Below are 23,753 nucleotides of genomic sequence, written 5' to 3'. Positions count from 1 at the left end.
CTGGCAAATCACCCCGGCCACCGCATAGCGAACAGGGGCTGCCCGGCCTACGGCCGGACAGCCCCTCACCAAGATCTTCATGAGCCTTCTAGGGGGTGTCTCGCCGTCTGCTCAGGCCGTCCCGTCGACCAGCCGGAACGCCGAGTCCGCCCGGTAGAGATCGCTCTGCTGCCAAGGGTCCAGCCGGAGCCGGAAGTTCTGGTGGCGCAGGTAGCGGCCCGGGTAGTTCACCGACTCCAGCATGACCGCGCCCGGGTAGGACGACGTCCGCGGGCAGAAGGTGGCGTCCTGCTCGAACAGGGCGGAACCGTCGTCGCGTTCGGAGCGCAGCAGGAAGTCGCGGTGGCGGAGGTAGCCGCCGCCGGCCGTGGCGAAGGAGTAGCAGGAGCCGTCGGCCAGGCCCTTGACCACCTTGAAGGTGGCGTCCCGGCGGGCTTCGCCGGACGCGATCGGGTCGAGCCTCACCAGGCCGCCGCTGACATGCCAGTAGCGGTCGGGGTAGTTCACCGAGCGCACGGACCGGTAGGTGCCGGAAGACTTCCCGCGGTCGGGCGAACTCACCTGCGGCGTAGGTGACTTGGGGCTTCCGGACCCACCGGTCGCGGACGCGTGCGGTCCGGCCGCGGCGGACGTGCGGGGCCGCGCGGTGGGCGAACCGCTCCGTCCCGCGGGCGTCGTCGCGCTCGTCGTCGCGGAGGGGCCGGCGAAGGAGATCAGCCCCGGACCCGAGGCGGACGCCGACGCGGAAGGGTCTCCGGACGCCTTTGACGCACCGTCAGGGTCCTTGTCCATCAGGGCGATTGCCGTCACGCACGCGACGATCGTCGCCACGGCCAGCGCGCCCGCCAGCCAGAGTCTTCGGGTTCCCGGGGCGCGGGAGGTCTCGGGGGCCCAGCCGTTCTCCCAGGATGCGCGGGCGGGCCGTTCGGGGGTGGTGTCAGGCATACGGGATCCTCCAGCGGCGCCCGTGGCGGCGGCCGGGGGTGTGAGGGGGGTGTGGGCAAGCGGTGAAACCTTAGTGGAGCGGAGGCGGTACCGGGAGCCGTATCAGTGAGCGGTTTCCATGAAAGCCGACATTCCTCGTGCCGGGCGCGGGAGGTCTTCTCCCGCTGGCGCGTACGACGGTTCCGGCCACGGCGTGAGCGCCGTTATGTACACTCGTACGCATGGGATTCCTGACGCTCCTCGCGGCCATAGCCGCCGAGGTGGGCGGCACCACCGCCATGAAGTTCAGCGACGGCTTCAGCAGGCTGTGGCCGTCGGTGCTGACGCTCGTCGGATACGTCGTGTCCTTCTGGCTGCTCGCCCAGACGCTGAAGAGCATGTCCGTCGGCACGGCCTACGCGATCTGGGCCGGCCTCGGCACCGCGGCCATCGTGGGCATCGGGATGGTGTTCCTCGGGGAGGGGATGACCCTGCAGAAGGCCGCCGGCATCGCGCTGATCATCGTCGGGGTCGTCGTGCTCAACCTCGGGGGTGCGCACTGATGGCCCGCCGCTACGACCCCGACCGGCGCCAGCGGATCATCGACGCGGCGATCCGGGTGGTGGGGGACAAGGGCCTGGCGGGCCTCAGCCACCGCTCGGCCGCCGCCGAGGCCGACGTGCCGCTCGGCTCGACGACGTACCACTTCAGGACCCTCGACGAGCTGATGGTGGCCGCGCTGCGGCAGGCCAACGAGGGCTTCGCCAAGGTCGTCGCCGCGCACGGCGCCCTGGCGGACACGGGGGGCGACCTGGCCGCCGACCTCGCGCGGATCCTGGGCGAGTGGCTGAGCGGCGACCGCACCGGCGTCGAGCTGGAGTACGAGCTCTATCTCGCCGCCCTGCGCCGCCCCGCCCTGCGCCCCGTCGCCGCCGAGTGGTGCGAGGAGCTCGCCGAGCGGCTCGCCCGGCGGACCGACGCGGTCACGGCACGGGCCCTGGTCGCGCTGATGGACGGGATCTGTCTCCAGGTGCTGCTGACGGGGACGGAGTACGACGAGGGCTTCGCGCGCGAGGCGCTCGCGCGGGTGATGTCCACGCCGGCCGCCGACGGCGGGAAACGGTGAGGTCCCGGCCGGGACGGACCGGGCGGCGGCCCGGTCCCTGAGACGCCGCCCGCGGCGGTTGGCCACCGCGCCCCCCGGCCGGTTAGGTTGCCCTCATGACCGACACGACTGCTCCTCGCACCACCGGCGCCGTGGCCACCGGGCTGGCCACGATCGCCGCCGACGGCACTGTTCTCGACACCTGGTTCCCCGCGCCCGAGCTGAGCGAGGAGCCCGGCCCGGCCGGCAGCGAACGGCTGTCCGCCGACAGGGCCGTGGAGCTGCTCGGCGAGGGCGCGGCCAAGGCGATCGGCCCGGACGCCCGCCGCGGCGTCGAGGTGGTCGCGGTGCGCACGGTCATCTCCTCCCTCGACGAGAAGCCGATCGACGCGCACGACGTCTACCTGCGGCTGCACCTGCTCTCGCACCGTCTGGTCAGGCCGCACGGCCAGAGCCTGGACGGCATGTTCGGCTTCCTCGCCAACGTCGCCTGGACCTCGCTCGGCCCGGTCGCCGTCGACGACCTCGAGAAGGTGCGGCTCAACGCCCGTGCCGAGGGGCTGCACCTGCAGGTGACCTCGGTCGACAAGTTCCCGCGCATGACGGACTACGTCGCCCCCAAGGGCGTCCGGATCGCCGACGCGGACCGGGTGCGGCTCGGCGCGCACCTCGCCGAGGGCACCACGGTGATGCACGAGGGCTTCGTCAATTTCAACGCGGGCACGCTGGGCACCTCCATGGTCGAGGGCCGGATCTCCGCGGGTGTGGTCGTGGGCGACGGCTCGGACATCGGCGGCGGCGCCTCCACCATGGGCACGCTCTCCGGCGGCGGCAACGTCATCATTTCCATCGGCGAGCGCTGCCTGATCGGCGCGGAGGCGGGCGTCGGCGTCGCGCTCGGCGACGAGTGCGTGGTCGAGGCCGGCCTGTACATCACCGCGGGCTCCCGCGTGACCATGCCCGACGGGCAGATCGTCAAGGCCCGCGAGCTCTCCGGCGCCTCCAACATCCTCTTCCGCCGCAACTCGGTCACCGGCACGGTCGAGGCCCGCCCGAACAACGCGGTCTGGGGCGGCCTGAACGAGATCCTGCACAGCCACAACTGACCGTTGGCGGCCATGCGGCCGCCTGGTCGAGCGCCCTTCCACGGCCCCAGGACGGCCCGGGAGGGCGCTCTCATGCAGCTGCTTGAGGGCGTTGAACGTCTGCTGCCGTCACGGTTGGCCGCTGTGCTGGGCTGCTGATGATCCGGATCAGATCTGAGGGGGGGATCTCGTGCGAACGATACCGACCGCCGTGACGGCGGCCTTGGCCTGCCTGGTCATGGGGGGCGCCGTGACCGGCTGTGGGGACCGCAGCGCGGCGGAGCCGCTCGCCGCCGATCAGATGCTTGACGACGCGAATGCCACGATGCGAGCTCTGACGTCAGTGACCATCGACACGGTCACCAAGGCGACCGGGGGTGATGATCGCTCCAGCCATCTGACAACCGACCTCAAGGGCAAGTGTGCGTTCGAGTCGACCTCGGCCACAGGTGCCGGCCTCGAACAGATCCGGATCGACGGGACGGACTACGTCCGTCCGAATCGGACCTACCTCGAGGAGTCGGGTCGGCACATGGGCGGCGCGGACAAGCAGGATCGTTGGGTCAAAGTCCCTGTCAGCAAGTCGCAGCCGGGAGACGGGCTCTCCCAGTGCACGTATGAGTTCGCCTCCTTCGGGCAGGTGGACGACGGCGAACCGGCCAAGGTCAACGGCGTCCCAGCGATTCCGTTGAAGGTGACCGACGAGAAGGACGGCTCCTTCACCTTCTACGTTGCTGCCGAGGGCAAGCCGTACATCCTCAAGGTCGTCTACAAGGGCGACGAATTCGACACCACCACGTCGTTCAGTGCCTTCGATGGGCCATTGGACGTGCAGCCCCCGGACAAGGCCAAGGTGCTGGACATGAGCGACATCGGCTGATGGCGAGCTGCTCGTGGAGGTCACGGTCGGCCCCATGGGGGCGCGCACGGCTGTACGTGACGTCGGCGGAGTCTTGATGATCGGGTCAAGCCCGCGGAGCGCCGTTCTTTGGTTGAGGGCGGCTCCGGCCCGGTGCAGTGGGGAGCGCGGTGCGTAGCGTTTCCACTTCCGCACGGGGGAACGGCCGCCCCCACTGAGAGGCGTAGCCGTCTTCGCCGAGTTCGTAGGCGACCTGATCGAAGGCGCGAAGTGCGGCCCTGCCCAGGGTCGTGATCGTATGGCGGCTGGACCAGACGACGACGCCTGAGCTGTCGGGCTTCCGGGAGTCGTCGGCCCTCAGTAGGCAGATGTCCACGTCATCGCCTTCGCGGCGGAAGAGCCATCGGTGGGCCTGCGGCTCGCCCTCGAACTCTGCCCGGGCCTCCGTGTCCGTCAGAACCAGTCTGGTGACCGCGTGCAGGAACTGCTCTGGGCCGTCGGTGACGTACGACGCGAAGACCTCCACCTCGCCCTTGTCATCGGCCACCTTGCACAACGCCCAGCCGTGATGGCGCAGCGTCCAAGTGATCGTGAGTCGGCTCATGGCACCCCCATATGGTGCCGGCACCCTACTGCGCAGGATTGACCGCAGTGGCGCAGGGCGGCGGGGGTCTGGCAGCCGGTGAGCACGTCGGGGAGGCGGTTGAGCAGGTGGACCCGGTCGGCGTTCCCGTGGCTCCTCGGGCGGTGAGGAATCCGCCGAACGTCCGGCTCCGGAACGCGATCGTGGCCGGTCTCGTCGCCGGTTCGAGGGCCGTCCGACGGACCGGTGAGCGCAGCCGGCGCCGCGGCTGTACGCGGGCCCGCCTCGTCACGACCGCAGCGTCGCCGCGAACGTCGCCAAGGCGCTGAAGTCCTCCTCGCGCAGGCCGAGGCGGGGGCTGACGTGGTGGAGGAGCGCGGGGGCCGGGTGGCGGGCGGTCACATAGCGCTGGTCCGCCGGGCCCTGCTCGTCGTCGACCCAGGCGAAGGGACGGCCCCCGGCATACCGCACGATCGCCTCCGTCTTCCAGTGCACCCCGTCGGGGCGCACCGCGAACAGGCCCGTGCCGAAGTCGACGTACGGGAGTTCGGGCAGTCCGACCACGGGAGCGATCCAGCGGTTGGCGGCGTCCATCCACGTCGTGGCCCAGCACAGGTCGTAGCCGAGGCCGAGCAGGGCCGGGCCGTGCGCGGGGCTCAGCCAGACGGGCAGGGCGCGGCCCGGCTGCAGGGCGACCAGGATCTGCGTGTAGCCGTCGGGGCGTCCGTACGGCTGCGCGCCCCAGGGGTTGAGGGGGCCGTCGACGTCGAGGAACAGCAGCGGGTGGCTCACGGCACCAACGTACGGAGAATTCGTCGGCCGGGCAGGCACCGCTCCGGGCGGCGACGAGTTCCGTCGGCAGGCGGCCCCCCGTCCCCGCCCCCGTCCCCGCCCCCGTCCCCGCCCCCGTCGCCGTCGGCCGGTGGCCCCCGTCCCCGTCGTCGTCGGCAGGGGCAAGGGGGGCCGGTCAGGGGCTGTCGGCCGGGTGGCGGCGGTGGTGGCGGGTGCTGGGAGACGGTGTGCGCCCAGTGCCGGCGGCCGGTCGGCCGCTCACGCACTCGGCGTACGCCGCGAGCAGCCCGTCGACCACCTCCCGGCCGACTGGCCGCAGCGGGGCGCGGACCGGGCCCGCGGGCAGGCCGAGCTCGTCGAGCAGGGCCTTCGCGGTGACCGAACCGGGCAGGCCCGCCGCCATCATCGACTCGACGAGCGGCGTGGCGCGTTGCTGGAGGCGGGCGGACAGGGAGGTGTCGCCCGCCTCGAACGTGTCGATGACGGCTCGCAGCTGCTCCGGGACGACGTTGGCGACCGTGCTGATGTAGCCCGCGCCGCCCACCGCGTACAGCGCGAGGTTGTGCTCGTCGCAGCCCGCGTAGTACGCCAGGCCGGTGCGGGCCAGCACCTTCTGCGCGGCCAGGAAGTCGTAGGAGCAGTCCTTGACCGCCACGATCCTCGGGTGCTCGGCGAGCCGCAGCACCGTGCCGGGCTCGATGCGGGTGCCGGTGCGGCCCGGGATGTCGTAGAGCACGACCGGCAGCCCCACCGCGTCCGCGACCGCCCGGAAGTGCGCCTCCACCGCGTCCTGCGGCGGCTTGCTGTAGTACGGGCTGACCACCAGCAGGCCGTCCGCGCCCGCCTTCTCGGCCTGACGGGCGAGCTCCACGGTGTGCCGGGTGTCGAAGGTCCCGACCCCCGCCACCACCGAGGCCCGGCCGCCGACCGCCTCCCGCACGGCCTCGACCAGCGCCGCCTTCTCGGCGTCCGTGGTCGTCGGCGACTCGCCCGTCGTGCCCGAGAGCACCAGCCCGTCGCATCCCCGCGACACCAGCCGCCCGGCCAGCCGCTGTGCACCGTCCAGATCGAGTGCGCCCTCCTCGGTGAAGGGGGTGATCATCGCGCAGAGGGCACGGCCGAAGGGTGGCGCGCCGGAGGTGGCAGTCGTCATGGGAAGAGTGTCGGCAGAGCAACAGTGAAGCTCCACTTAATTTTTCTACGAGATATCGCTAAGCAGGTCTGCGGATTCGAGGTCGGGGCGGGGCCCTATGTCCAAAACGACCCTTCATGAGTCACCATGGCCAGGAGGAGGACCGGCAGCGTCAAGGGAGGCGACATGAAGCTCGGCAAGGCACTGGCCACGGGAGTCGCGGAAGAGCGGCCGCAGGTACAGGTCCAGGAACCCGAAGATCTCGAACTCCCCGAGGAGATCCAGGAACTGAAGGCCCCCGAAGAGGTTCCGGCGGCCCGATGAGACTGCGGCTTCCGGAGGAACGCCCGACGGAGCCGCCGACCGGATACAAGATCGCCCACCCGGTGCTGTCCCAGGACGGCACCCGGGCCGGGTTCACCGGTGTGTCGCTCGGCGGCGCGCTGCCCTACGGAGTCCTGGCCGACGCGTCCTGCGTCTACGGCCTGCGTCACCGGGCGCCGAACCGCCGCTGCGCCTGCGGCTTCCACTGCGTGCACGACCGCGCGGCGGCCGAGGCGATGCTGTGCACGGCCGAACACCGGTCGGCCGTGCTGCTGGAGGTGTCCGTGCTCGGGGCGTTCATCCGTTTCGAACGCGGCTTCCGCTCCGCCCGCCAGCGGGTACGGACCGCCACGGCTGGCCCCTGCGTCTGCGGCGCGGCCTCCGTCGCGCTGGCCGACGCGGGCTGGGGCAGGCCCGGCTGGCGTGCGCTCGCCCCCTCCTGCGCGGGCTGCGTCCGCGGCCGCGTGTCGGTCTCGCTCGCCGCCTTCGCGCGGCTGGCGGGGGAGGGGCTCAGGGTGGTGGCGGGCGGCCCGGCGCCGGTGGCGGCCGGTCTCCCGTCGGCCGAGGGGCTCGGCGTGCCCGAACTGGCCGCGGAGGCCGCCCTGTTGCAGGCGCGCCTCGACTGGTTCCAGACCCAGCTCTCCCGGCTCGGCGAGTCCGGGCCCGGTGAGCGGCGGGGGTAGCCGTTCCGGGCCGGGGTACCCGCAGTGTTCCGGACGCAAGGAACACGACAGGAGGCGACGCCGTGACCGGGGCCATGCACCCCGGGCCGGTGCGCGACGAGCACCACTCGGTGGGCGAGCTCGTCGGCCAGGCGACCGAACAGCTTTCCCGGCTGGTACGACAGGAAGTGGCCCTCGCCAAGGAGGAGCTGACGGCCAAGGGCCGCCGTGCCGGGCGCGGCGGCGGACTCCTCGGCGCCGCGGGCGCGTTCGCCTACGCCGGTCTGCTCGCGTCGGCCGGCACGGCCGTCGCAGCCCTCGCGCTGGTGCTGTCCGTATGGGCCGCGGCACTCGTCGTGACCGGCGTGCTCTTCGCGATCGCGGGCGTGCTCGCCGCGACCGGGCGCGCCCAGCTGCGACGGGCGGTGCCGCCCACGCCCGAGGAGGCCCTCGGCAGCGTCAGGGCCGACGTCGAGGAGATCAGGGAAAGGGCACACCGATGACGGACGAGGCGGCACCCGCACGGACCGGCGCGAAGGGGCCCGACGAGCTGCGCCGGCAGATCGAGCAGACACGCAGTGAACTCGGACGGACAGTCGAGGAGTTGGCGGGCAAGATGGATGTGAAGGGGCGTGCGAGGGCACGGGCGGCCGACCTCAGGGACAAGGCCGGTGCGATGACCGTGCAGCTGCGCAGCACCGCCGCGCAGGCGGGCCACACGGTGCAGGCGAAGGCCACCCATGCCGGGCACAGGGTCCAGGACCGGGCGGTGCGGACGGGGCACTCCGTGCAGGACACGGCCCGCTCGACGGGCCACTCCGTGCAGGACACGGCCCGGTCGGCCGGGCACGAGGTGGAGCACCGGGCGGCGAACGGCGTACCGCGGCCCGCGCGGCCGCTCGTGCAGGCGGCGGCACGCCATCCGCGGCCCACGCTCCTCATCGGCGCGGCCCTGGTCACGGTCGTGGTGGTGGGGTGGAGGTACTCCAGGAAGTAGGCGGGGAGCGGAGCGAGGACGCAGGGGCCGGGTCGGCTGACCCGGCCCCTGCGGCGTCCGCGGACGGGGTCGGCCGCCCACCCTCCGACAACTCGAACCGTCTGGACAAAAAAAGTTTTCGGTGAGACGGTGGACGCATGCTGGACGTGACCGTGATCGAGGACCCCGAGGCCGCCGCCGTCTCGCTGGACCCCATCAGGGCCCGGCTGCTCGCCGAGCTCGCCGCGGGCCCCGCCTCGGCGGCGATGCTGGCCGGCCAGGTCGGCCTGCCGCGGCAGAAGGTGAACTACCACCTCAAGGCGCTGGAGCGGCACGGGCTGGTCGAACTGTCCGGGGAGCGCCGCAAGGGCAACGTCACCGAGCGGCTGATGCGGGCGACGGCGGCGTCGTACGTCATCTCGCCGCTGGCGCTCGCCGCCGTGCAGCCGGACCCCGACCGTTTCCGGGACCAGCTCTCCGCACGCTGGCTGCTCGCCCTCGGCGCCCGCCTGGTGCGCGACGTCGGCTCGCTGATCACCGGTGCCGCCAAGGCCCGCAAACGGCTGGCGACGTACGCGCTCGACGGCGAGGTCCGCTTCGCCTCGGCGGCCGACCGGGCCGCGTTCGTGCAGGAGCTGACGGCCGGCGTCACCGCCCTGATCCGCAAGTACGACGCCCCCGGCGCCGACGGCGGGCGCGACCACCGGATCGTCGTGGCCGTCCACCCCACCCTCAAACCGGCCGCGCCGGAGTAGTCCGGCGCAGTCAGGAGCCCACCATGCCCAAGGAATTCGAGATCGCCCGCGAGTTCGAGGTCGACGCCACCCCGGAGCAGGTCTGGGAGGCGATCACCACCGGAACCGGCGGCTATCTGTGGCCGATGGAGCCGCCGGAGCCCAAGGTCGGCGGCACGGGGCCCTTCGGGTCCACGGTCACCGCCTGGGACCCGCCGCACCGCTACACCAACCGTGTCGCGGACGTCGAGGGCATCGCCGAGCAGACGCTCAACCAGCTCGACTACACCGTGGAGGCCCGCGACGAAGGACGGCGGGCCTGGGTGCGGTACGTGCACAGCGGCATCTTCGTCGACGACTGGGACAACCAGTACGACGGTGCCGCCAAGCACACCGACTTCTATCTGCACACCCTGCGCGAGTACCTGGTCCACTTCGCACCCCGGCCGGCCGCGTTCGCGACGTTCGACGGGCCCGAGGCGTCGAAGGCCGCCGACGCCCTCGCGGTCGTCGGCCGGGCGCTCGGGGTCGGCGAGGACGTGGCCGCCGGCACCCGGGTGACGGTCACCGGGCCCGACGCGTTCGAGGCCGTGGTCGACTTCCGCAACCCGTACTTCATCGGGCTGCGCACCGACCGGGGCCTCACCCGCGTCTTCGGGCGCAACCACTGGGGCCACCCGGTGGGGATCTCGCTGCACGACTTCACGCCGGGCACCGACGTCAAGGAGTGCGAGGCCGCCTGGCAGGGCTGGCTGAACGGCGTGTTCGACCAGCCCTGACCAGGACGGCGTCACGGCTCGCGGGAGCCGCGGTGCGCGGGAGTCACGGCCTGAAGCGCAGCACCTGCGGGTCGTGGTCGCTGATCTGGTCGTGGAACTCCGAGTTGATGTGCACGGAGTCGTAGGCGAGGCCGCAGCCGCGGCGGATCGACGGGGAGACCAGGATCTGGTCCAGAACCTGTTCGTTGCCCTGGTAGTCGTAGGTGTAACGCTCGCTCTTCGGCAGCGACTTGATCGCCGACCACAGGGCGCCGTCGCCTTCGAGGAGCTTCGCGGTGTCGGAGAACTCGAAGTCGTTCATGTCGCCGAGCGCGATGACGTCCGCGTTCTTCTGGACGTCGAGGATGCTCTTGACGAACGAGTTGACCAGCGTCGCCTGTGCGTGGCGCTGGATCTCCGACCTGCGCGTCGGCGGCTGGTACTGCGCGTGCAGCGCCTGGTCGCCGCCCTTGGAGGCGAAGTGGTTGCCGATCACGAAGACCGTGCGGCCACGGAAGACGAACTCGCCCGCCAGCGGCTTGCGGCTGTCGGACCAGGCCGCGTCCGCCGGGGCGAGCCGGCCGGGGGAGGCCGTCAGCTGCGCCTTGCCGTGCACCTTGGTGACGCCGACCGCGGTGGTGGCGTCGCCGCCCGCGCGGTCCACGAAGGAGACCCGCTGCGGATTGAAGAGGAAGACGTTGCGGATGTTGCCGCCGGGCTGGCCGCCGTCCTGGTCGTTGACCGGGTCGATCGAGCGCCAGTCGTACCGGGGGCCGCCGGCCGCGACGATCGCGTCGATCAGCTTGCCGACCGTCTCGTCGGCGGCGACCGTGCCGTCGTCCGTGGCGCCGCTGTTGTCCTGGATCTCCTCCAGGGACACGATGTCGGGCGACTGGAGGTTGTGCACGATCGCGGCGGCGTGCTGGTCGAAGGTCTGGTCGGACGGGTCGAGGTTCTCGACGTTGTACGTCGCCACCGCGAGCTCGCGGCGGGACTGCTTCTTCGTCGTCTCGCGCTGCAGGCCGCCGCTCTCGAGCGTGCCGAGCCGGCTCGCGACGAGCGTGTAGCCGCCGTACTGGTTGTAGTCCATCGGGCCGGTCGTGGTGCCGGTCAGCGAGTCGCCGACGTTGGCCACCGGGAAGTCGGCGGTCGTGCCGAGCGACTGGATCTGCAGACGGCCGGTGTTCTGCGCGTCGTAGGAGCCGTAGATCGTGCCGCCGCGGCGGGTCGGGTGCTCGTGCGGCTTCACCGTGACCCACAGCTCGGCGTACGGGTCGGTGGCGGTGACCACCCGGGCGTCCGAGACCTGGACGTTCATGCCCTCCAGGGACTCGTAGTAGTCCAGGGCGTACTTCGAGGGCTGCAGGGTCAGGCCGTTGATCGAGCCGTTCGCGGCGGTGTCGCCCGCCGGGGCGTAGGCCGAGGGCACCGACCGGGCGTCGATGACCGTCGGGGCCGGCACCGCGTTGCCGGTGGAGAGGGTGGTGATCGTCGGCCTGGTGATCTCCGTCAGCGACTGGTTGCCGGACGAGGTGCCGCCCGGGACGTACTCGGAGACCGTGCCGGTGACCGTGACCGAGTCACCGACGGCGGTCTTCGGGGTGGAGCCGGTGTAGACGAAGACGCCCTCACTCGTGGCCGGGTTGTCGTCCGGGGTCGGATCCTGCATCCAGAAGCCTCTGGAGGAGCCGTAGGTGCGCACGCCGGTGACGATTCCGGCCACGTCGGTGACCTGCCGGCCGGCGTACGGAGATGTGCGCGTGGTGCCCTGGATGTCATGGATGCGCACGGTGTCCGCGTGCGCGGGGGAGGTCAGGACGACGGTGGACGCCGCGGAACAGACGGCGGCGACGGTGAGCGCGGCGAGACGCGCGGAAGACTTGCTCGGCAACGGAAATCCCTCCGGGGACGTGCGTGGGCGCCGGGACGAGGGTGGTGCGTGGAACCGGTCTGTGGCCGCGGCCCGTGGGACGGTCCGCGACGCGCGTAGAAATCCGGTGAACAGATGTCCGCTCGATTTCTACGCGCGTCAATCTCCTGCCTGGTCACGCGAGTTGTCAAGGTTTCGGCCATGTACGGGCGCTGTCCGGCAGATGAACCGGGCGGCATGGGTGTAAATCCGTCTAGGCTGAGCGGCTGAGTGGTACGACACGCCCGAGGAGAACCAGCAGATGTCAGACAGCTCCCCCCTGCCGCCGGTGCGGCTGCACCCCGAAGCGGAGCTGGCGCGGGACGCGTTGTCCACGCCGCTGCTCTCCCGGGCCGCGCGGCTCGCCCGCTGGGCCGGTCCCGGGACACGGGTCGAGGCCGGCGGCGGACTCGTCGACGAGCAACTGCCCGCCGCCGCCGCGGAGCTCGGGCTGAGCGGTGACGAGGCCGCGGCCCTCACGAGCGAGGCGTGGCGCGTCGCCATGGATGCCGGGCTCGTGCAGATCGACGACGAGGACGAGGGCACCGTCACGGCCGGGGAGGAGCTGGCCCTGCTCACCTCGGGCTCGCCGCACGACGTCCTGGGCGTGTGGCAGGAGGCCCTGGAGACGGTGCTCGCCGACGCCGCCGTGCCCGACCTGGACGGCCTGGAGGACGCACTCGGCGAGGACGGCGAGATCGACCTCTCCCAGCTGGACTGGGACCCGGAGGGGGAGGCGGAGTTCCTCGACGGCGTCCTCGGCAACCTGTACCTGCTCACCGTCAGCGAGGACGGCCCCGGCGACGCGCCCGTGCCGCTGCCCGCCCTCGCCGCGTCGATGATCGTGCCCAGCGACATGGGCGAGCCCACCAACGACGTCCTGGAGCAGGTCTCCGACGCGATGATGCGGCTCGACGACCAGTTCCGGCTGCTGGAACCGGTGGGGCTCGTGGAATACCAGCCGGTGGACGAGGCGCTGATGGCGGACGCCGACGAGGAGCCCGCCGCGCCGCTCGACGACACCGACGTCTCGCGCTACGGCATGGTGCGGCTGACGCCCCTCGGCCGGTACGGGCTGCGCTCGCGGCTGATGGAGGCCGGATTCGACGCGCCCGCCGTCGGCGACCTCGCCGACAAGGGGGCCGACGCGCTCCTCGACGGAACGGCGGCCTTTCCGCAGGGGGCGGCGCAGGCCGAGACCGAGCTGTGGCTCGCGCCCCGCGACTCCCTCGCCGCCGCGCGCGAGTTGCTGGCCGCCGCCCGGGGCGCCGACGCGGGTGCGCCGCTGCGCCGGCTGCGCTGCCAGCAGGCGCTGTCGCTCGTCGGCCAGGAGGCCGAGCCCGCGCTGCGCGAGGTGCTCGACGACGCGGAGCTGGGCGGCCTCGCCCGCGTCTGGCTGACCGAGCAGGGGGCGTCCGACGTGCCGCCGCCCTCCGAGGCGATGATCTTCTGGCTGACCATCGACACGGTCGCCGCGCAACTGGCCGCGGAGGGCAACTCCGAGGAACTCCGGGGGCTGGTGCAGGGGCTGGCCGCGCAGCACGGCGGCTTCTTCGCCGCGGCCTGGCGGGTCGACCACCCCGCGACGGCGGACGTGCTGGAGGCCATGGGGCGGCTGCACCCCGACAAGCGGATCGCGAAGGAAGCGCGCAAGGCGGCGTTCAAGGCGCGCTCGCAGCAGGGGAGTTGAGCGTGCGGGGCTGAGGAGCGTGCGGGGCTGGGTGTGCCGGGCTGAGCATGCGGGGCTGAGCATGCGGGGCTGGGTGCGCCGGGCTGAGCATGCGGGGCTGGGTGTGCCGGGCTGGGTGCGCGGGCTGGGCGCGCTGTGCCGACGAAGCGCGCGCGGCCGGGCCCGCGGGGCGGGGCGGGACTCGCGCACCAGGTCCTCGTCGCGGGGGCGGACTTTTCCCTCTCGTGGGCCGATGCGGACAGATTCATGGAAGTGCGTCCACAGGTGTCGCCCCGCGTTCAACCCCCGTTCAGGCGTGGGCGGGACGGTGGCGCCGACCCGAGGTCGCCACCCTCCACGGCACACCCACCGTCACAGGAGACACCATGTCGCTCAGCCGCAGGGACTTCGCCAGAAAATCCGCGATCACGGGTGCCGGGGTCGCCCTGGCGGGCAGCGTCGGCGCCCTCGCCACCGCCCCGAACGCCCTGGCGTCCACGGACACCTGGAGCGCGGAGAACAGGCGGGGGCACGGGCACGGGCACGTCGGAGTCGGCTACGGCCCCCTGCTGCCCGACCCGGACGGCATCCTCGCCCTCCCCGCCGGTTTCGCCTACCGCGTCGTCACCCACAGCGGCAGGACCAAGCTGGAGTCGGGCGAGTTCACCCCCTCCAACCACGACGGCACCGCCGCCTTCGACGGCCCCCGCGGCGCGACCCTGCTGGTCAACAACCACGAACTGGGCGGCCCGCGCGCCCGGTGGCCCTACCCCGTGCCGCTCACCGAGGGACTCGTCTACGACCCCGCGGCCGCCGGCGGCTGCACCGTCGTCGAGGACCGCCGCGACCACGTCGCCGAGTGGGTCGGCATCGCCGGCACCGCCACCAACTGCGCGGGCGGCAGCACTCCTTGGGGCACCTGGCTCACCTGCGAGGAGACCGAGGACAAGGCCGGCGCCAACGGCATGACCAAGGACCACGGCTACGTCTTCGAGGTCGACCCGGTCGACCGGCGGGCCAACGGCGAGCCCAAGCCCCTCAAGGCGCTGGGCCGTTACGCCCACGAGGCCGTCGTCGTCGACCCCGGGCGCGGCCATCTCTACCTCACCGAGGACGCGTCCAACCCCAACGGCCTGCTCTACCGCTGGACCCCGCCCGAGCACTTCCACCACGGCCGCGGCAGGCTGCGCACCCTCGCCGACGGCGCCGGAGTGCTCCAGGCCTTCAAGTGCTTCGACTCCGGCGGCACGTTCGTCGACGACCTCTCCCGCGCGACGAGGATCGGCACCGTCTACGGCGTCGACTGGGTGGACGTCCCCGACCGCGACGCGCGGACGGTCTCCGTCCGCAAGCAGTTCACCGCCGGCCAGGTCACCCGCGCCCGCAAGCTGGAGGGCATGTGGTGGGGGGACGGAGGCGCGTACATCGTCTCCTCCTACGCCCGTGACGAGAGCCCCGCCCAGCACGACGGGGCCGTCTGGTTCTACGACCCCAGGCGCCGCACCCTGACCCTGAAGGTCCTCATCGGCGTCAACCCGGACCCGTCCGCGGAGGGCGACTTCGACGGCCCGGACAACATCACCGTCTCCCCGTACGGCGGCCTGGTCATCGCCGAGGACGGCGAGGGCCTGCAGCACCTGTTCGGTGCCACCGACACCGGCCGCACCTACCCGATCGCCCGCAACGAACTGAACATCGGCACCGAGGCGGAGCCCGAGTACAGCGAGTTCACCGGCGTCACCTTCTCCCCCGACGGAAAGACCCTGTACGCCAACATCCAGACCCCCGGGATCATGCTGGCGATCACCGGTCCCTGGAAGCGCCAGAGGCGATAGCCGCTTCGGGCGAGCCGAGAGGGCGGGCCCGCCCGCGCCCTTGCCCGACGCCCTGACTGACATCTAACATTTCAGTTAATGGAGGCCATACGACCCGTCCGGCGCACCCTCCTCAGGGATCGTGCCTACGCGGTGATCCGTGACGCCATCGTGGCCGGGGAGCTCGAACCCGGCGCGGTGGTGCGGGACGCCGAGCTGGCCGAGCGGCTCGGGCTGTCCCGGGCGCCGGTGCGGGAGGCCTTCTCCCGGCTGGTGGACGAGGGGCTGCTGGAGAGCAAGCCGCAGAGCTACACGCGGGTCACCGAGCTCGTCGCCGCCGATGTACGGGACGCCGCCGCCGTGGTCGGCGCCCTGCACGAACTGGCCACCCGCACCGGTGTGCCCCGGCTGTCCGCCGAGGGCGTCAGCGCCATGCGCGCGGCCAACGAGCGGTTCGCCGCGGCCGTCGGCGCGGGTGACGTCGGCGCGGCCCTGCGCGCCGACGACGAACTGCACGACGTCCTCGTCCACGCCGCCGGGAACCGTGCGGCCGCCGCCACCATCGCCCGCTACACCCCTCTCATCCGCCGCCTGGAGCGCCGCCGCTTCGGCGAGAGCAGCTGCCGTTCGGCCGGGCTGCACGAGCAGTTGATCGGCGCCTGCGCGGACGGCGACGTGGACGAGGCGGTCCGTGTCACCGCGGAGATCTGGCGCACCCTCGCCGACCTCACCGGCGGCGGCTGATCCCTATCGCGGGAGGACTCATGTCCCTTTCCTCGTACGAGCGTTACCCCCTGCTGTTCGGGCCCTCGCCGGTGCACCGGCTGGAGCGGCTGACCGCACACCTCGGCGGCGCCCGCCTGTGGGCCAAGCGGGAGGACTGCAACTCCGGCATCGCCTACGGCGGGAACAAGACCCGCAAGCTGGAGTACCTGGTCGCCGACGCGCTCGCCCAGGGCTGCGACACGCTCGTGTCGATCGGCGGCGTGCAGTCCAACCACACCCGCCAGGTCGCCGCCGTCGCCGCCCGGGCCGGGCTCAAGTGCGTGCTGATCCAGGAGAGCTGGGTCGACTGGCCGGACTCCGTCTACGACAAGGTCGGCAACATCCTGCTCAGCCGGCTGGCCGGGGCGGACGTACGGCTGGTGCGGGCCGGGTTCGGGATCGGGTTCAAGGAGAGCTGGGAGCAGGCGCTCAGGGAGGTCGAGGAGGCGGGCGGCACGCCGTACGCCGTCCCGGCCGGCGCCTCCGACCATCCGCTCGGCGGTCTGGGCTTCGCCGGGTGGGCGTACGAGGTCGCCGAGCAGGAGCGGGAGCTGGGGGTCTTCTTCGACACCGTGGTGGTGTGCTCGGTGACCGGTTCGACGCAGGCCGGCATGGTCGCCGGGTTCGCCGCGCTGGAGGAGGCGGGCGGGCGGCCGCGCCGGGTGATCGGCGTCGACGCCTCCGCGAAGCCGGCCGCGACGAAGGAGCAGATCGAGCGGATCGCCCAGGGCACCGGCCGACTCATCGGCGTCAAGAGGGAGTTGACCGGTGCCGACGTCGAGCTGGACGAGCGGTACCACGCGGGTACCTACGGCATCCCGGACGCGGCGACGCTGGAGGCGATGCGGCTCGCGGCCCGTACGGAGGGGATGATCACCGACCCCGTCTACGAGGGCAAGTCGATGGCGGGGATGGTGGACCTGGTCGCGCGCGGGGAGATCGGCCGGGACGCCACGGTGCTGTACGCGCACCTGGGCGGACAGCCCGCCCTGAACGCGTACAGCGCGGTCGTCTAGGCGGGCTGTCCGGGGCGGTGCGGGTCAGAGGGTCTGTGCGCCCGGCTTCACCATGTTCCGGACCGTGCGGGCCTTCACGAAGTCGCCGATCGCCGTCATCTCCCACTCGCCGGAGAACTGGCGGATCAGCTTCGCCATCATCACGCCGGTCTGGGGCTCGGCGTTGGTGAGGTCGAAGCGGACCAGTTCCTCGCCGGTCGTGGCGTCCAGGAGGCGGCAGTACGCCTTGGCGACCTCGGTGAACTTCTGCCCGGAGAAGGAGTTGACCGTGAAGACCAGGCCGGTGGCCTCCTGCGGGATGCGGCCGAGGTCGACCACGATCACCTCGTCGTCCCCGCTGCCCTCGCCCGTGAGGTTGTCGCCGGAGTGCTTGATCGCGCCGTTCAGGATCGACAGCTTGCCGAAGTAGCAGCTGTCGATGTGGTTGCGCTGCGGGCCGTAGGCGATGACCGACGCGTCCAGGTCGATGTCCTTGCCGCCGTACGCCGGCTCCCAGCCGAGGCCCATCTTGACCTGGCTGAGCAGCGGGCGGCCGCCCTTGACGAGGGAGACCGTCTGGTTCTTCTGGAGGCTGACCCGGCCCTTGTCGAGGTTGATCTTCCCGGCGCCCGGCGCGGGCGCCGCGGCGGCGGGTGGGGCCTGCGGGGGCGGCGGCGTGGCGGCCACGGGCGCGGCCGCCGGCGCCTGCGGGGCGGCGGGCTGGGGCGGGGCGGCCGCGGCCGGCTCCTCCACGGTGACCCCGAAGTCGGTCGCGATGCCCGCCAGGCCGTTGGCGTACCCCTGGCCGACCGCGCGGGCCTTCCACTGGCCGTTCCGCAGATAGATCTCGACGACCACCAGCGCCGTCTCCGCGCCGAGTTGCGGGGGTGTGAAGGTGGCCAGGACGCTGTTGTCGTCCGCGCCGCGGATCGTGGCCGTCGGTTCGATGCCCTGGAAGGTCTGGCCCGCGGCGTCCGGGCTGGCGGTGACGACGATCTTCTCGATGCCCGGCGGGACGGCGGCGGTGTCGACGACGATCGCGTCGGGCGCGGTGCCCCCGCCCGACCGGTACGTCACGCCCGGGCCGCTCGGCTGGTTGTAGAAGATGAAGTCGTCGTCGGAGCGCACCTTGCCGTCGCCCGTGAGCAGCAGGCCCGACACGTCGAGCCGCACGGGAGCGGCGACGTCCACCGCCACGCGGGCGGTGGGGAGAGGGATGTTCGAGCCAGGGGTCATAGCTGTCATGCCCCTTGAACGAGCGAGGGCGCTTTACCGTTCCCTTACTCTCCGGCCAATCGTGGCGGCCCCCGCGCTCCCGCGGCGGGGGCCGGTCCGGGTGCCCTACGGCACCACCACGATCTTGCGGCCCACGCCCGCCGCGAACTGCTCCAGGGCCTGCGGGTAGCGGTCCAGCGGGATGCGGTCGCTGATGAAGACCTCCGGGTCCAGCACGCCGTTCGCGAAGAGCTCGGCGGCCCGTTCGAAGCTGTGCAGGACCGCCATGGAGCCGGTGATCGTGATCTCCTGGTTGTAGATGCGGTACGGGTCGATCGTCACGCGGGTCGCGTAGTCCGCGACGCCGAACTGGAGGAAGGTGCCCGCCTTCGCGACCCGGTCCAGGCCGTCCTGGATCGCGGCCGCGTTGCCGGTCGCGTCGACCACGAGGTCCCAGCCCTGGGGGCGGTCCAGCTCGTCCGGGTTCGCCGCCGAGGCGGAGACGCCGAGCTGCCGGGCGGTCTCCAGGCGCGCCGGGTTGAGGTCGACCATGTCGACGCTGGCCGCGCCCGTCCGCTTGGCGAGCTCCAGCATCATCAGACCCATCGTGCCCGAGCCGTAGATCAGGACGTGCGCGCCCAGCCGGGACTGCAGGACGTCGTAGCCGCGGACGGCGCAGGACAGGGGCTCCACCAGGGCCGCGTCCTCGGTGCGGACGTGCTCGGGCAGCTTCACGCAGTTGGCGACGGGTGCCACCGCGAACTGCGCCGCGCCGCCGGCCGTCGTGACGCCGATCGCGGCCCATCGCTCGCAGAGGTTGTTGTGGCCCGTACGGCAGTAGCGGCACTCGTAGCAGTACAGGGAGGGGTCGACCGCCACCCGGTCGCCGACCGCGACCTCGGTGACCTGGGTGCCGACACCGACCACCTGCCCGGCGAACTCGTGTCCGGGCACGATGGGCAGCTTCGGTGCGAACTCGCCCTGGAGGATGTGCAGATCGGTGCCGCACAGGCCGCAGGCGGCGACCTCGACGACGACCTCGCGGGGGCCGGGGGTCGGGTCGGGGACCTCGGTGACGACGGCGCGGCCCACGGACTCGATGACGGCGGCCTTCATTTGACGGCTCCCAACGACAGGCCCTGGACCAGCTTGTCCTGGGCGGCGAACCCCGCGGCGAGCACCGGCAGGGAGATGACGAGCGACGCGGCGGACACCTTCGCCAGGAACAGGCCCTGACTGGTGATGAAGCTGGTCAGGAAGACGGGGGCGGTCTCGGCGACCACGCCCGTCAGGACCCGGGCGAACAGCAGCTCGTTCCAGCTGAAGATGAAGCAGATCAGCGCCGTCGCCGCGATGCCCGGCAGGGCGATCGGGGCCACCACGCGGGCGAGGATGGTCGGCAGGCGGGCGCCGTCGATCTGCGCCGCCTCGATCACCGCCACCGGGACCTCGGCGAGGAAGGACTGCATCATCCACACCGCGATCGGCAGGTTCATGGAGGTGTAGAGGATGACCAGCAGCCAGATGTTGTCCAGCATGCCGGTGTTCTTGGCGAAGAGGTAGATCGGCAGCAGGCCCGCCACCACCGGCAGCATCTTGGTGGACAGGAAGAAGAACAGGACGTCGGTCCACTTCTTCACCGGGCGGATGGAGAGCGCGTAGGCCGCCGGGAGGGCCAGCAGGAGCACGAGCAGGGTCGAGGCCACCGACGCCGTGACCGAGTTGATCAGCGCCGGCCAGGGGTCCGCACCGCCGCCCGCGCCGAAGAACTCGCGGTAGCTGTCCAGCGTCAGCGAGGCCCCGAAGGACGGCGGGTTGGTCGCGGCGTCCGTCTCGGAGTGCAAGGAGGTCAGGGCCATCCAGGCGATGGGCAGGAAGAACAGCAGCCCGACCAGCCAGGCGACCAGACCGAGCCCCGCTCCGTTGCGCCGGCGGGGCCGGGCGGTCGCGTTGCGTACGGCGATCGTGCTCATGCGCGGGACACCTCCTCGCGGAACAGGGACGACACCACGCGCAGCGCGAAGGTGGCGATGATGATCGAGCCGATGACCACCAGGACGCCCGCGGCCGACGCGAGGCCGTTCTCGTGAGCCTGGTAGAAGCTCTGGTAGACGGTGTAGGGGAGGTTGGCGGTGCCCAGGCCGCCCGAGGTGATGGTGAAGACCGCGTCGAAGTTCTGGACGATGTAGATCGAGCCCAGCAGCGCGCCGAGTTCGAGGTAGCGGCGCAGGTGCGGGAGCGTCAGATGGCGGAAGACCTGCCAGTCGTTCGCGCCGTCCACCCGCGCGGCCTCCAGCTGTTCGTTGTCCCGGCTCTGCAGTCCCGCCAGCAGGATCAGCATCATGAACGGCGTCCACTGCCAGACCAGCGATGCCTCGACCGCCAGCAGCGGGGTGTCGGAGATCCAGTCGGGCTGGGGGCCGCCCACGTAGTGCAGCAACCCGTTGAACAGGCCGTACTCAGGGTTGTAGAGGACGTGCTTCCAGAGCAGGGCGGCGGCCACCGGCACGATCAGGAACGGGGCGATCATCAGCGTGCGGACGACGCTGCGGCCCATGAACCTGCGGTTGAGCAGCAGCGCGATGGCCAGGCCCAGCACCAGGCTGGCCAGGACCACGGTGACCGTCAGCAGGACCGTCGTCCACACCGAGTGGCGCAGGTCCGGGTCGGTGAGGACGTGCTGGTAGTTGTCGACGCCGGTGAAGTGACGATCCTTCGGATACAGGGCGTTCCAGTCGAAGAACGAGATCACCAGGGTCGCCACGAACGGCAGCTGGGTCACCACGATCATGAAGACCAGCGCGGGCAGGAGCGGGGCCCGGGTGGCCCACGCTCGCATACGGTTCGGCGGCCGGGTCGCCGGCCGCGCGGAGGCGGCGGCGACCCGGGTGGGGGTGGTGACGGTCATGATCCCTCGTACTTCTTTCCCACGGTCTCGGCGAGCTGCTGGGACTTCTTCAGCGCGCTGTCCACGGACTGCCGGCCCGCGATGGCGGAGCTCAGCTGCTGGGAGACCTTGGTGCCCAGGTCGGTGAACTCGGGGATGTCGACGAACTGGATGCCGGGCGCGGGACGGGGCTGCACACCCGGGTCGTTCGGCTTGGCACTGGCGATGGCGTCCCGGGTGACGTCCGCGAAGGCGGCCGCCTCCTTGCGGTACTGCGGGATGTCGTACGTCGAGGAGCGCTTGCCGGCCGGCACGTTGGCCCAGCCCGCCTTCTCACCCACGAGCTTCTCGTAGTCCTTGCCCGACGCCCACGAGATGAACTTCCAGGCGTCGCCCGCGTTCTTGGACGCCTTCTGGATGCCCCAGGCCCAGGTGTAGAGCCAGCCCGAGCTGTCCGTCTTGTCCACCGGGGCCGGGACGTAGCCCATCTTGCCCTTGACCGGGGAGCCGGACGCCTCCAGCGAGCCCGCGCCGGACGTGGCGTCGTACCACATCGCCGTCTTGCCCTGCGTCGTGTCGTTCAGGCACTCGGCGAAGCCGGCCTGCGGGGCGCCGGCCTCGCCGTGCTTGCGGACCAGGTCGACGTAGAACTGCGTGGCCTTCTTGAACTCGGGGGCGTCCAGCTGCGCCTTCCAGTCCTTGTCGAACCAGGTGCCGCCGAAGGTGTTGACGACCGTGGTCAGCGGGGCGAGCATCTCGCCCCAGCCGGGCAGCCCGCGTAGACAGATGCCCTTCATGCCGGGCTCGGCGCCGTCCACCTTGGCGGCCAGGTCGGCCACCTGCTGCCAGGTGGGCTTGGCCGGCATGGTCAGGCCCTTCTTCTGGAAGACGTCCTTGCGGTACATCAGGAAGGAGGACTCGCCGTAGAAGGGCTCGCCGTAGAGCTTGCCGTCCGCCGCGGTGAGCGCCTGCTGCATCGGCTTGAGGATGTCCTGCTGGTCGAAGGCGGTGTCCTTCTTGACGTACGAGTCGATCGGGTGGAGCCAGCCGTTCTTGGCGTAGATCGGGATCTCGTAGTTGCTCAGCGTGGCGACGTCGTACTGGCCCGCCTGGTTGGCGAAGTCCTGGCTGATCTTGTCTCTGACGTCGTTCTCGGGCAGGACGGTGAAGTGCACCGTGATCCCGGTGTCCTTGGTGAAGTTGGCCGCGGTCAGCTTCTGCAGCTCCACCATCTGCGGATTGTTCACCATCAGCACGTTGATGGAGTGGGAGGAGGCGCCGCCGCCACCGCCGGCGCCCGAGCAGGCGGCGAGCAAGGGGGTGATCAGCGTTCCTACGGCGGCCACCGCAAACAGGGCGCGGGGGCTGCGTCGGCTCTGGGTTCGCATGGGGAGCTCCTGGCACTTATGGGGATACAAGGTGCGCACGCAGACATGAGCGTGCCGTTCGAGGGGTGCTGCCGCGTGGTCAGACGCGGATGACCTGAGGGCCCTGCAGCGAATAGCGGTGGGCTTCGGAGGCGGGCAGCAGGGTGCTGGTGACGACGGACTCCAGCTCGCCGATCTCCGCGAACCGGCAGAAGCTGACCGCCCCGAACTTCGTGTGCACGCCGGCGAACACCGTCCGGCGCGCGGCCCGCACGGCCTGTGTCTTCACCTCGCTCACGGCCGGGTCGGGGGTGGTCAGGCCGTATTCGCGGGAGATGCCGTTGGCGCCGATGTAGGCGAGGTCGATGACGAAGCCGGCCAGCATCTTCGTCGTCCAGTGGTCGACGGTGGCGAGGGTGCCGGAGCGGACCCGGCCGCCCAGCAGCAGGACCGTGGTGTTCTCGGCCTCGGCCAGGGCGCCGGCGACCGGCAGGGACGCGGTGACCACGGTCAGCGGCCGGTCCGTGGACAGGGCCTCGGCGATGAGCTGCGGGGTGAAGCCCTCGTCGATGAAGACCGTCTCGGCGTCCCCGAGCAGTTCGGCCGCGGCGGCCGCGACCCGGCGCTTCTCGGGGACGTGACTGGTGGCACGGAAGGCGAGCGTCGTCTCGAAGCCCGCGCTCTCCACGGGATAGGCGCCGCCGTGGGTACGGCGGACCAGGCCGTGGTCCTCCAGGGCGCGCAGATCCCGGCGTACGGTCTCCTTGGCCACGCCCAGTTCGGCGGCGAGCACCGTCACGTCGACGGAGCCGGTGGCGCGCGCGGCCCGCACGATCTCCCGCTGACGTTCCTCGGCCGTCCGCGCGGTGTTCGCCGTCATCGCCGCACCTGCTTCCTTGCTCACTGCCCGTTCGGGCCCGGTGGGGCCCACGGGGGAAGTTCTACCCCCCGTATTTCGCGGTGACCAGGTCTGTTGCAGGCTCGATGCTGCCCGTATGTGCCCGTTTGCGGAGCGGAGTGACCGCCTCGGACCTGCGTGGCCGTGAGGGGCGGCGTGAGATCGGGCAGGCGTGGTGCCCGAATGGGGCGGCGGGGGGGGGCGGGGGGGGGCCGCCCCCCCCCCCGGCCGCGCGGTTGCCGCCCCCCCCCCCCCCCGGCGGGGCGGGGGGGCCGCGCGGCCGCGCGCCCCCCCACAGGC

General features: G+C 71.8%; 25 protein-coding genes. 14 read left to right on the top strand and 11 right to left on the bottom strand.

Annotated features, from left to right (window positions below):
* Positions 1–111 precede the first annotated feature (111 nt).
* Positions 112–945 (bottom strand): AbfB domain-containing protein, encoded by an 834-nt coding sequence (locus ACIRPX_RS44775; RefSeq protein ID WP_404205925.1) that lies wholly within the window; start codon positions 943–945, stop codon positions 112–114.
* 221 nt (positions 946–1,166) lie between these two features.
* Between ACIRPX_RS44775 and ACIRPX_RS44770 the strand changes: the two genes are divergently transcribed.
* From ACIRPX_RS44770 to ACIRPX_RS44755, 4 genes are all read left to right on the top strand, one after another.
* Positions 1,167–1,487, top strand: a complete 321-nt coding sequence (locus ACIRPX_RS44770) for a DMT family transporter (RefSeq protein ID WP_404205924.1) — start codon at positions 1,167–1,169, stop codon at positions 1,485–1,487.
* Positions 1,487–2,050: a TetR/AcrR family transcriptional regulator gene (locus ACIRPX_RS44765; protein ID WP_404205923.1), complete on the top strand. Its 564-nt coding sequence runs from the start codon at positions 1,487–1,489 to the stop codon at positions 2,048–2,050. Before ACIRPX_RS44770 ends, ACIRPX_RS44765 begins: the two co-directional genes overlap by 1 nt.
* A 95-nt stretch (positions 2,051–2,145) precedes the next feature.
* The gene (gene dapD, locus ACIRPX_RS44760; RefSeq protein WP_404205922.1) at positions 2,146–3,135 is read left to right on the top strand and encodes a 2,3,4,5-tetrahydropyridine-2,6-dicarboxylate N-succinyltransferase; all 990 of its coding nucleotides are present in this window, start codon (positions 2,146–2,148) and stop codon (positions 3,133–3,135) included.
* A gap of 169 nt (positions 3,136–3,304) precedes the next feature.
* Positions 3,305–3,994 (top strand): hypothetical protein, encoded by a 690-nt coding sequence (locus ACIRPX_RS44755; protein ID WP_404205921.1) that lies wholly within the window; start codon positions 3,305–3,307, stop codon positions 3,992–3,994.
* A gap of 85 nt (positions 3,995–4,079) precedes the next feature.
* Here the strand turns inward: ACIRPX_RS44755 and ACIRPX_RS44750 are convergent, their stop codons facing one another.
* The 3 genes from ACIRPX_RS44750 to dapA form a co-directional block, all read right to left on the bottom strand.
* A complete protein-coding gene (locus ACIRPX_RS44750) occupies positions 4,080–4,577 on the bottom strand; it encodes a hypothetical protein (protein WP_404205920.1) in 498 nt (165 codons plus the stop codon).
* Positions 4,578–4,844: 267 nt separating this feature from the next.
* Positions 4,845–5,348: a hypothetical protein gene (locus ACIRPX_RS44745; RefSeq protein WP_404205919.1), complete on the bottom strand. Its 504-nt coding sequence runs from the start codon at positions 5,346–5,348 to the stop codon at positions 4,845–4,847.
* A 175-nt stretch (positions 5,349–5,523) separates the two neighbouring features.
* Complete coding sequence (gene dapA, locus ACIRPX_RS44740; RefSeq protein ID WP_404205918.1) at positions 5,524–6,501, bottom strand: 4-hydroxy-tetrahydrodipicolinate synthase; 978 nt, start codon at positions 6,499–6,501, stop codon at positions 5,524–5,526.
* 126 nt (positions 6,502–6,627) lie between these two features.
* On the opposite strand from dapA, the gene ACIRPX_RS44735 reads away from it, so the two are divergent.
* From ACIRPX_RS44735 to ACIRPX_RS44710, 6 genes are all read left to right on the top strand, one after another.
* Positions 6,628–6,804: a hypothetical protein gene (locus ACIRPX_RS44735; RefSeq protein ID WP_404205917.1), complete on the top strand. Its 177-nt coding sequence runs from the start codon at positions 6,628–6,630 to the stop codon at positions 6,802–6,804.
* Positions 6,801–7,487: a hypothetical protein gene (locus ACIRPX_RS44730; RefSeq protein WP_404205916.1), complete on the top strand. Its 687-nt coding sequence runs from the start codon at positions 6,801–6,803 to the stop codon at positions 7,485–7,487. The genes ACIRPX_RS44735 and ACIRPX_RS44730 overlap by 4 nt, the downstream gene beginning before the upstream one ends.
* 62 nt (positions 7,488–7,549) lie before the next feature.
* Complete coding sequence (locus ACIRPX_RS44725) at positions 7,550–7,969, top strand: phage holin family protein (RefSeq protein WP_404205915.1); 420 nt, start codon at positions 7,550–7,552, stop codon at positions 7,967–7,969.
* Entirely contained in the window at positions 7,966–8,463 is a 498-nt protein-coding gene (locus ACIRPX_RS44720) for a DUF3618 domain-containing protein (protein WP_404205914.1), read from the top strand. The genes ACIRPX_RS44725 and ACIRPX_RS44720 overlap by 4 nt, the downstream gene beginning before the upstream one ends.
* Positions 8,464–8,600: 137 nt before the next feature.
* Positions 8,601–9,197 (top strand): ArsR/SmtB family transcription factor, encoded by a 597-nt coding sequence (locus ACIRPX_RS44715; protein ID WP_404205913.1) that lies wholly within the window; start codon positions 8,601–8,603, stop codon positions 9,195–9,197.
* A 23-nt stretch (positions 9,198–9,220) separates the two neighbouring features.
* Positions 9,221–9,955, top strand: coding sequence for an SRPBCC domain-containing protein (locus ACIRPX_RS44710; protein WP_404205912.1), 735 nt, complete (start codon positions 9,221–9,223; stop codon positions 9,953–9,955).
* Between the two features lie 43 nt (positions 9,956–9,998).
* On the opposite strand, the gene ACIRPX_RS44705 is transcribed toward ACIRPX_RS44710, so the two are convergent.
* Positions 9,999–11,825, bottom strand: coding sequence for an endonuclease/exonuclease/phosphatase family protein (locus tag ACIRPX_RS44705; RefSeq protein WP_404205911.1), 1,827 nt, complete (start codon positions 11,823–11,825; stop codon positions 9,999–10,001).
* A 280-nt stretch (positions 11,826–12,105) separates the two neighbouring features.
* Between ACIRPX_RS44705 and ACIRPX_RS44700 the strand changes: the two genes are divergently transcribed.
* The 4 genes from ACIRPX_RS44700 (at position 12,106) to ACIRPX_RS44685 (ending at position 17,107) form a co-directional block, all read left to right on the top strand.
* Complete coding sequence (locus ACIRPX_RS44700; RefSeq protein WP_404205910.1) at positions 12,106–13,533, top strand: hypothetical protein; 1,428 nt, start codon at positions 12,106–12,108, stop codon at positions 13,531–13,533.
* A gap of 365 nt (positions 13,534–13,898) precedes the next feature.
* Positions 13,899–15,347, top strand: coding sequence for an alkaline phosphatase PhoX (locus ACIRPX_RS44695; protein WP_404205909.1), 1,449 nt, complete (start codon positions 13,899–13,901; stop codon positions 15,345–15,347).
* Between the two features lie 78 nt (positions 15,348–15,425).
* Positions 15,426–16,070: a GntR family transcriptional regulator gene (locus ACIRPX_RS44690; RefSeq protein WP_404205908.1), complete on the top strand. Its 645-nt coding sequence runs from the start codon at positions 15,426–15,428 to the stop codon at positions 16,068–16,070.
* A gap of 20 nt (positions 16,071–16,090) precedes the next feature.
* Complete coding sequence (locus tag ACIRPX_RS44685) at positions 16,091–17,107, top strand: 1-aminocyclopropane-1-carboxylate deaminase (RefSeq protein ID WP_404205907.1); 1,017 nt, start codon at positions 16,091–16,093, stop codon at positions 17,105–17,107.
* A 24-nt stretch (positions 17,108–17,131) separates the two neighbouring features.
* On the opposite strand, the gene ACIRPX_RS44680 is transcribed toward ACIRPX_RS44685, so the two are convergent.
* From ACIRPX_RS44680 to ACIRPX_RS44655, 6 genes are all read right to left on the bottom strand, one after another.
* Positions 17,132–18,322 carry a TerD family protein gene (locus ACIRPX_RS44680; RefSeq protein ID WP_404205906.1) on the bottom strand — a complete coding sequence of 397 codons (1,191 nt, stop codon included), beginning with the start codon at positions 18,320–18,322 and terminating at the stop codon, positions 17,132–17,134.
* A 105-nt stretch (positions 18,323–18,427) separates the two neighbouring features.
* Positions 18,428–19,417 (bottom strand): zinc-dependent alcohol dehydrogenase family protein, encoded by a 990-nt coding sequence (locus ACIRPX_RS44675; RefSeq protein WP_404205905.1) that lies wholly within the window; start codon positions 19,415–19,417, stop codon positions 18,428–18,430.
* A complete protein-coding gene (locus tag ACIRPX_RS44670) occupies positions 19,414–20,274 on the bottom strand; it encodes a carbohydrate ABC transporter permease (RefSeq protein WP_404205904.1) in 861 nt (286 codons plus the stop codon). The genes ACIRPX_RS44675 and ACIRPX_RS44670 overlap by 4 nt, the downstream gene beginning before the upstream one ends.
* Positions 20,271–21,209 (bottom strand): carbohydrate ABC transporter permease, encoded by a 939-nt coding sequence (locus tag ACIRPX_RS44665; RefSeq protein WP_404205903.1) that lies wholly within the window; start codon positions 21,207–21,209, stop codon positions 20,271–20,273. The genes ACIRPX_RS44670 and ACIRPX_RS44665 overlap by 4 nt, the downstream gene beginning before the upstream one ends.
* Positions 21,206–22,576 (bottom strand): ABC transporter substrate-binding protein, encoded by a 1,371-nt coding sequence (locus ACIRPX_RS44660; RefSeq protein ID WP_404205902.1) that lies wholly within the window; start codon positions 22,574–22,576, stop codon positions 21,206–21,208. The genes ACIRPX_RS44665 and ACIRPX_RS44660 overlap by 4 nt, the downstream gene beginning before the upstream one ends.
* Before the next feature lie 79 nt (positions 22,577–22,655).
* Positions 22,656–23,435 carry a DeoR/GlpR family DNA-binding transcription regulator gene (locus tag ACIRPX_RS44655; protein ID WP_404205901.1) on the bottom strand — a complete coding sequence of 260 codons (780 nt, stop codon included), beginning with the start codon at positions 23,433–23,435 and terminating at the stop codon, positions 22,656–22,658.
* Positions 23,436–23,753 lie beyond the last annotated feature (318 nt).

This window comes from Streptomyces sp. NPDC101225 (assembly GCF_044767585.1).
Lineage (GTDB): Bacteria > Actinomycetota > Actinomycetes > Streptomycetales > Streptomycetaceae > Streptomyces.
This window is presented reverse-complemented; position numbering and strand designations above follow the sequence as displayed.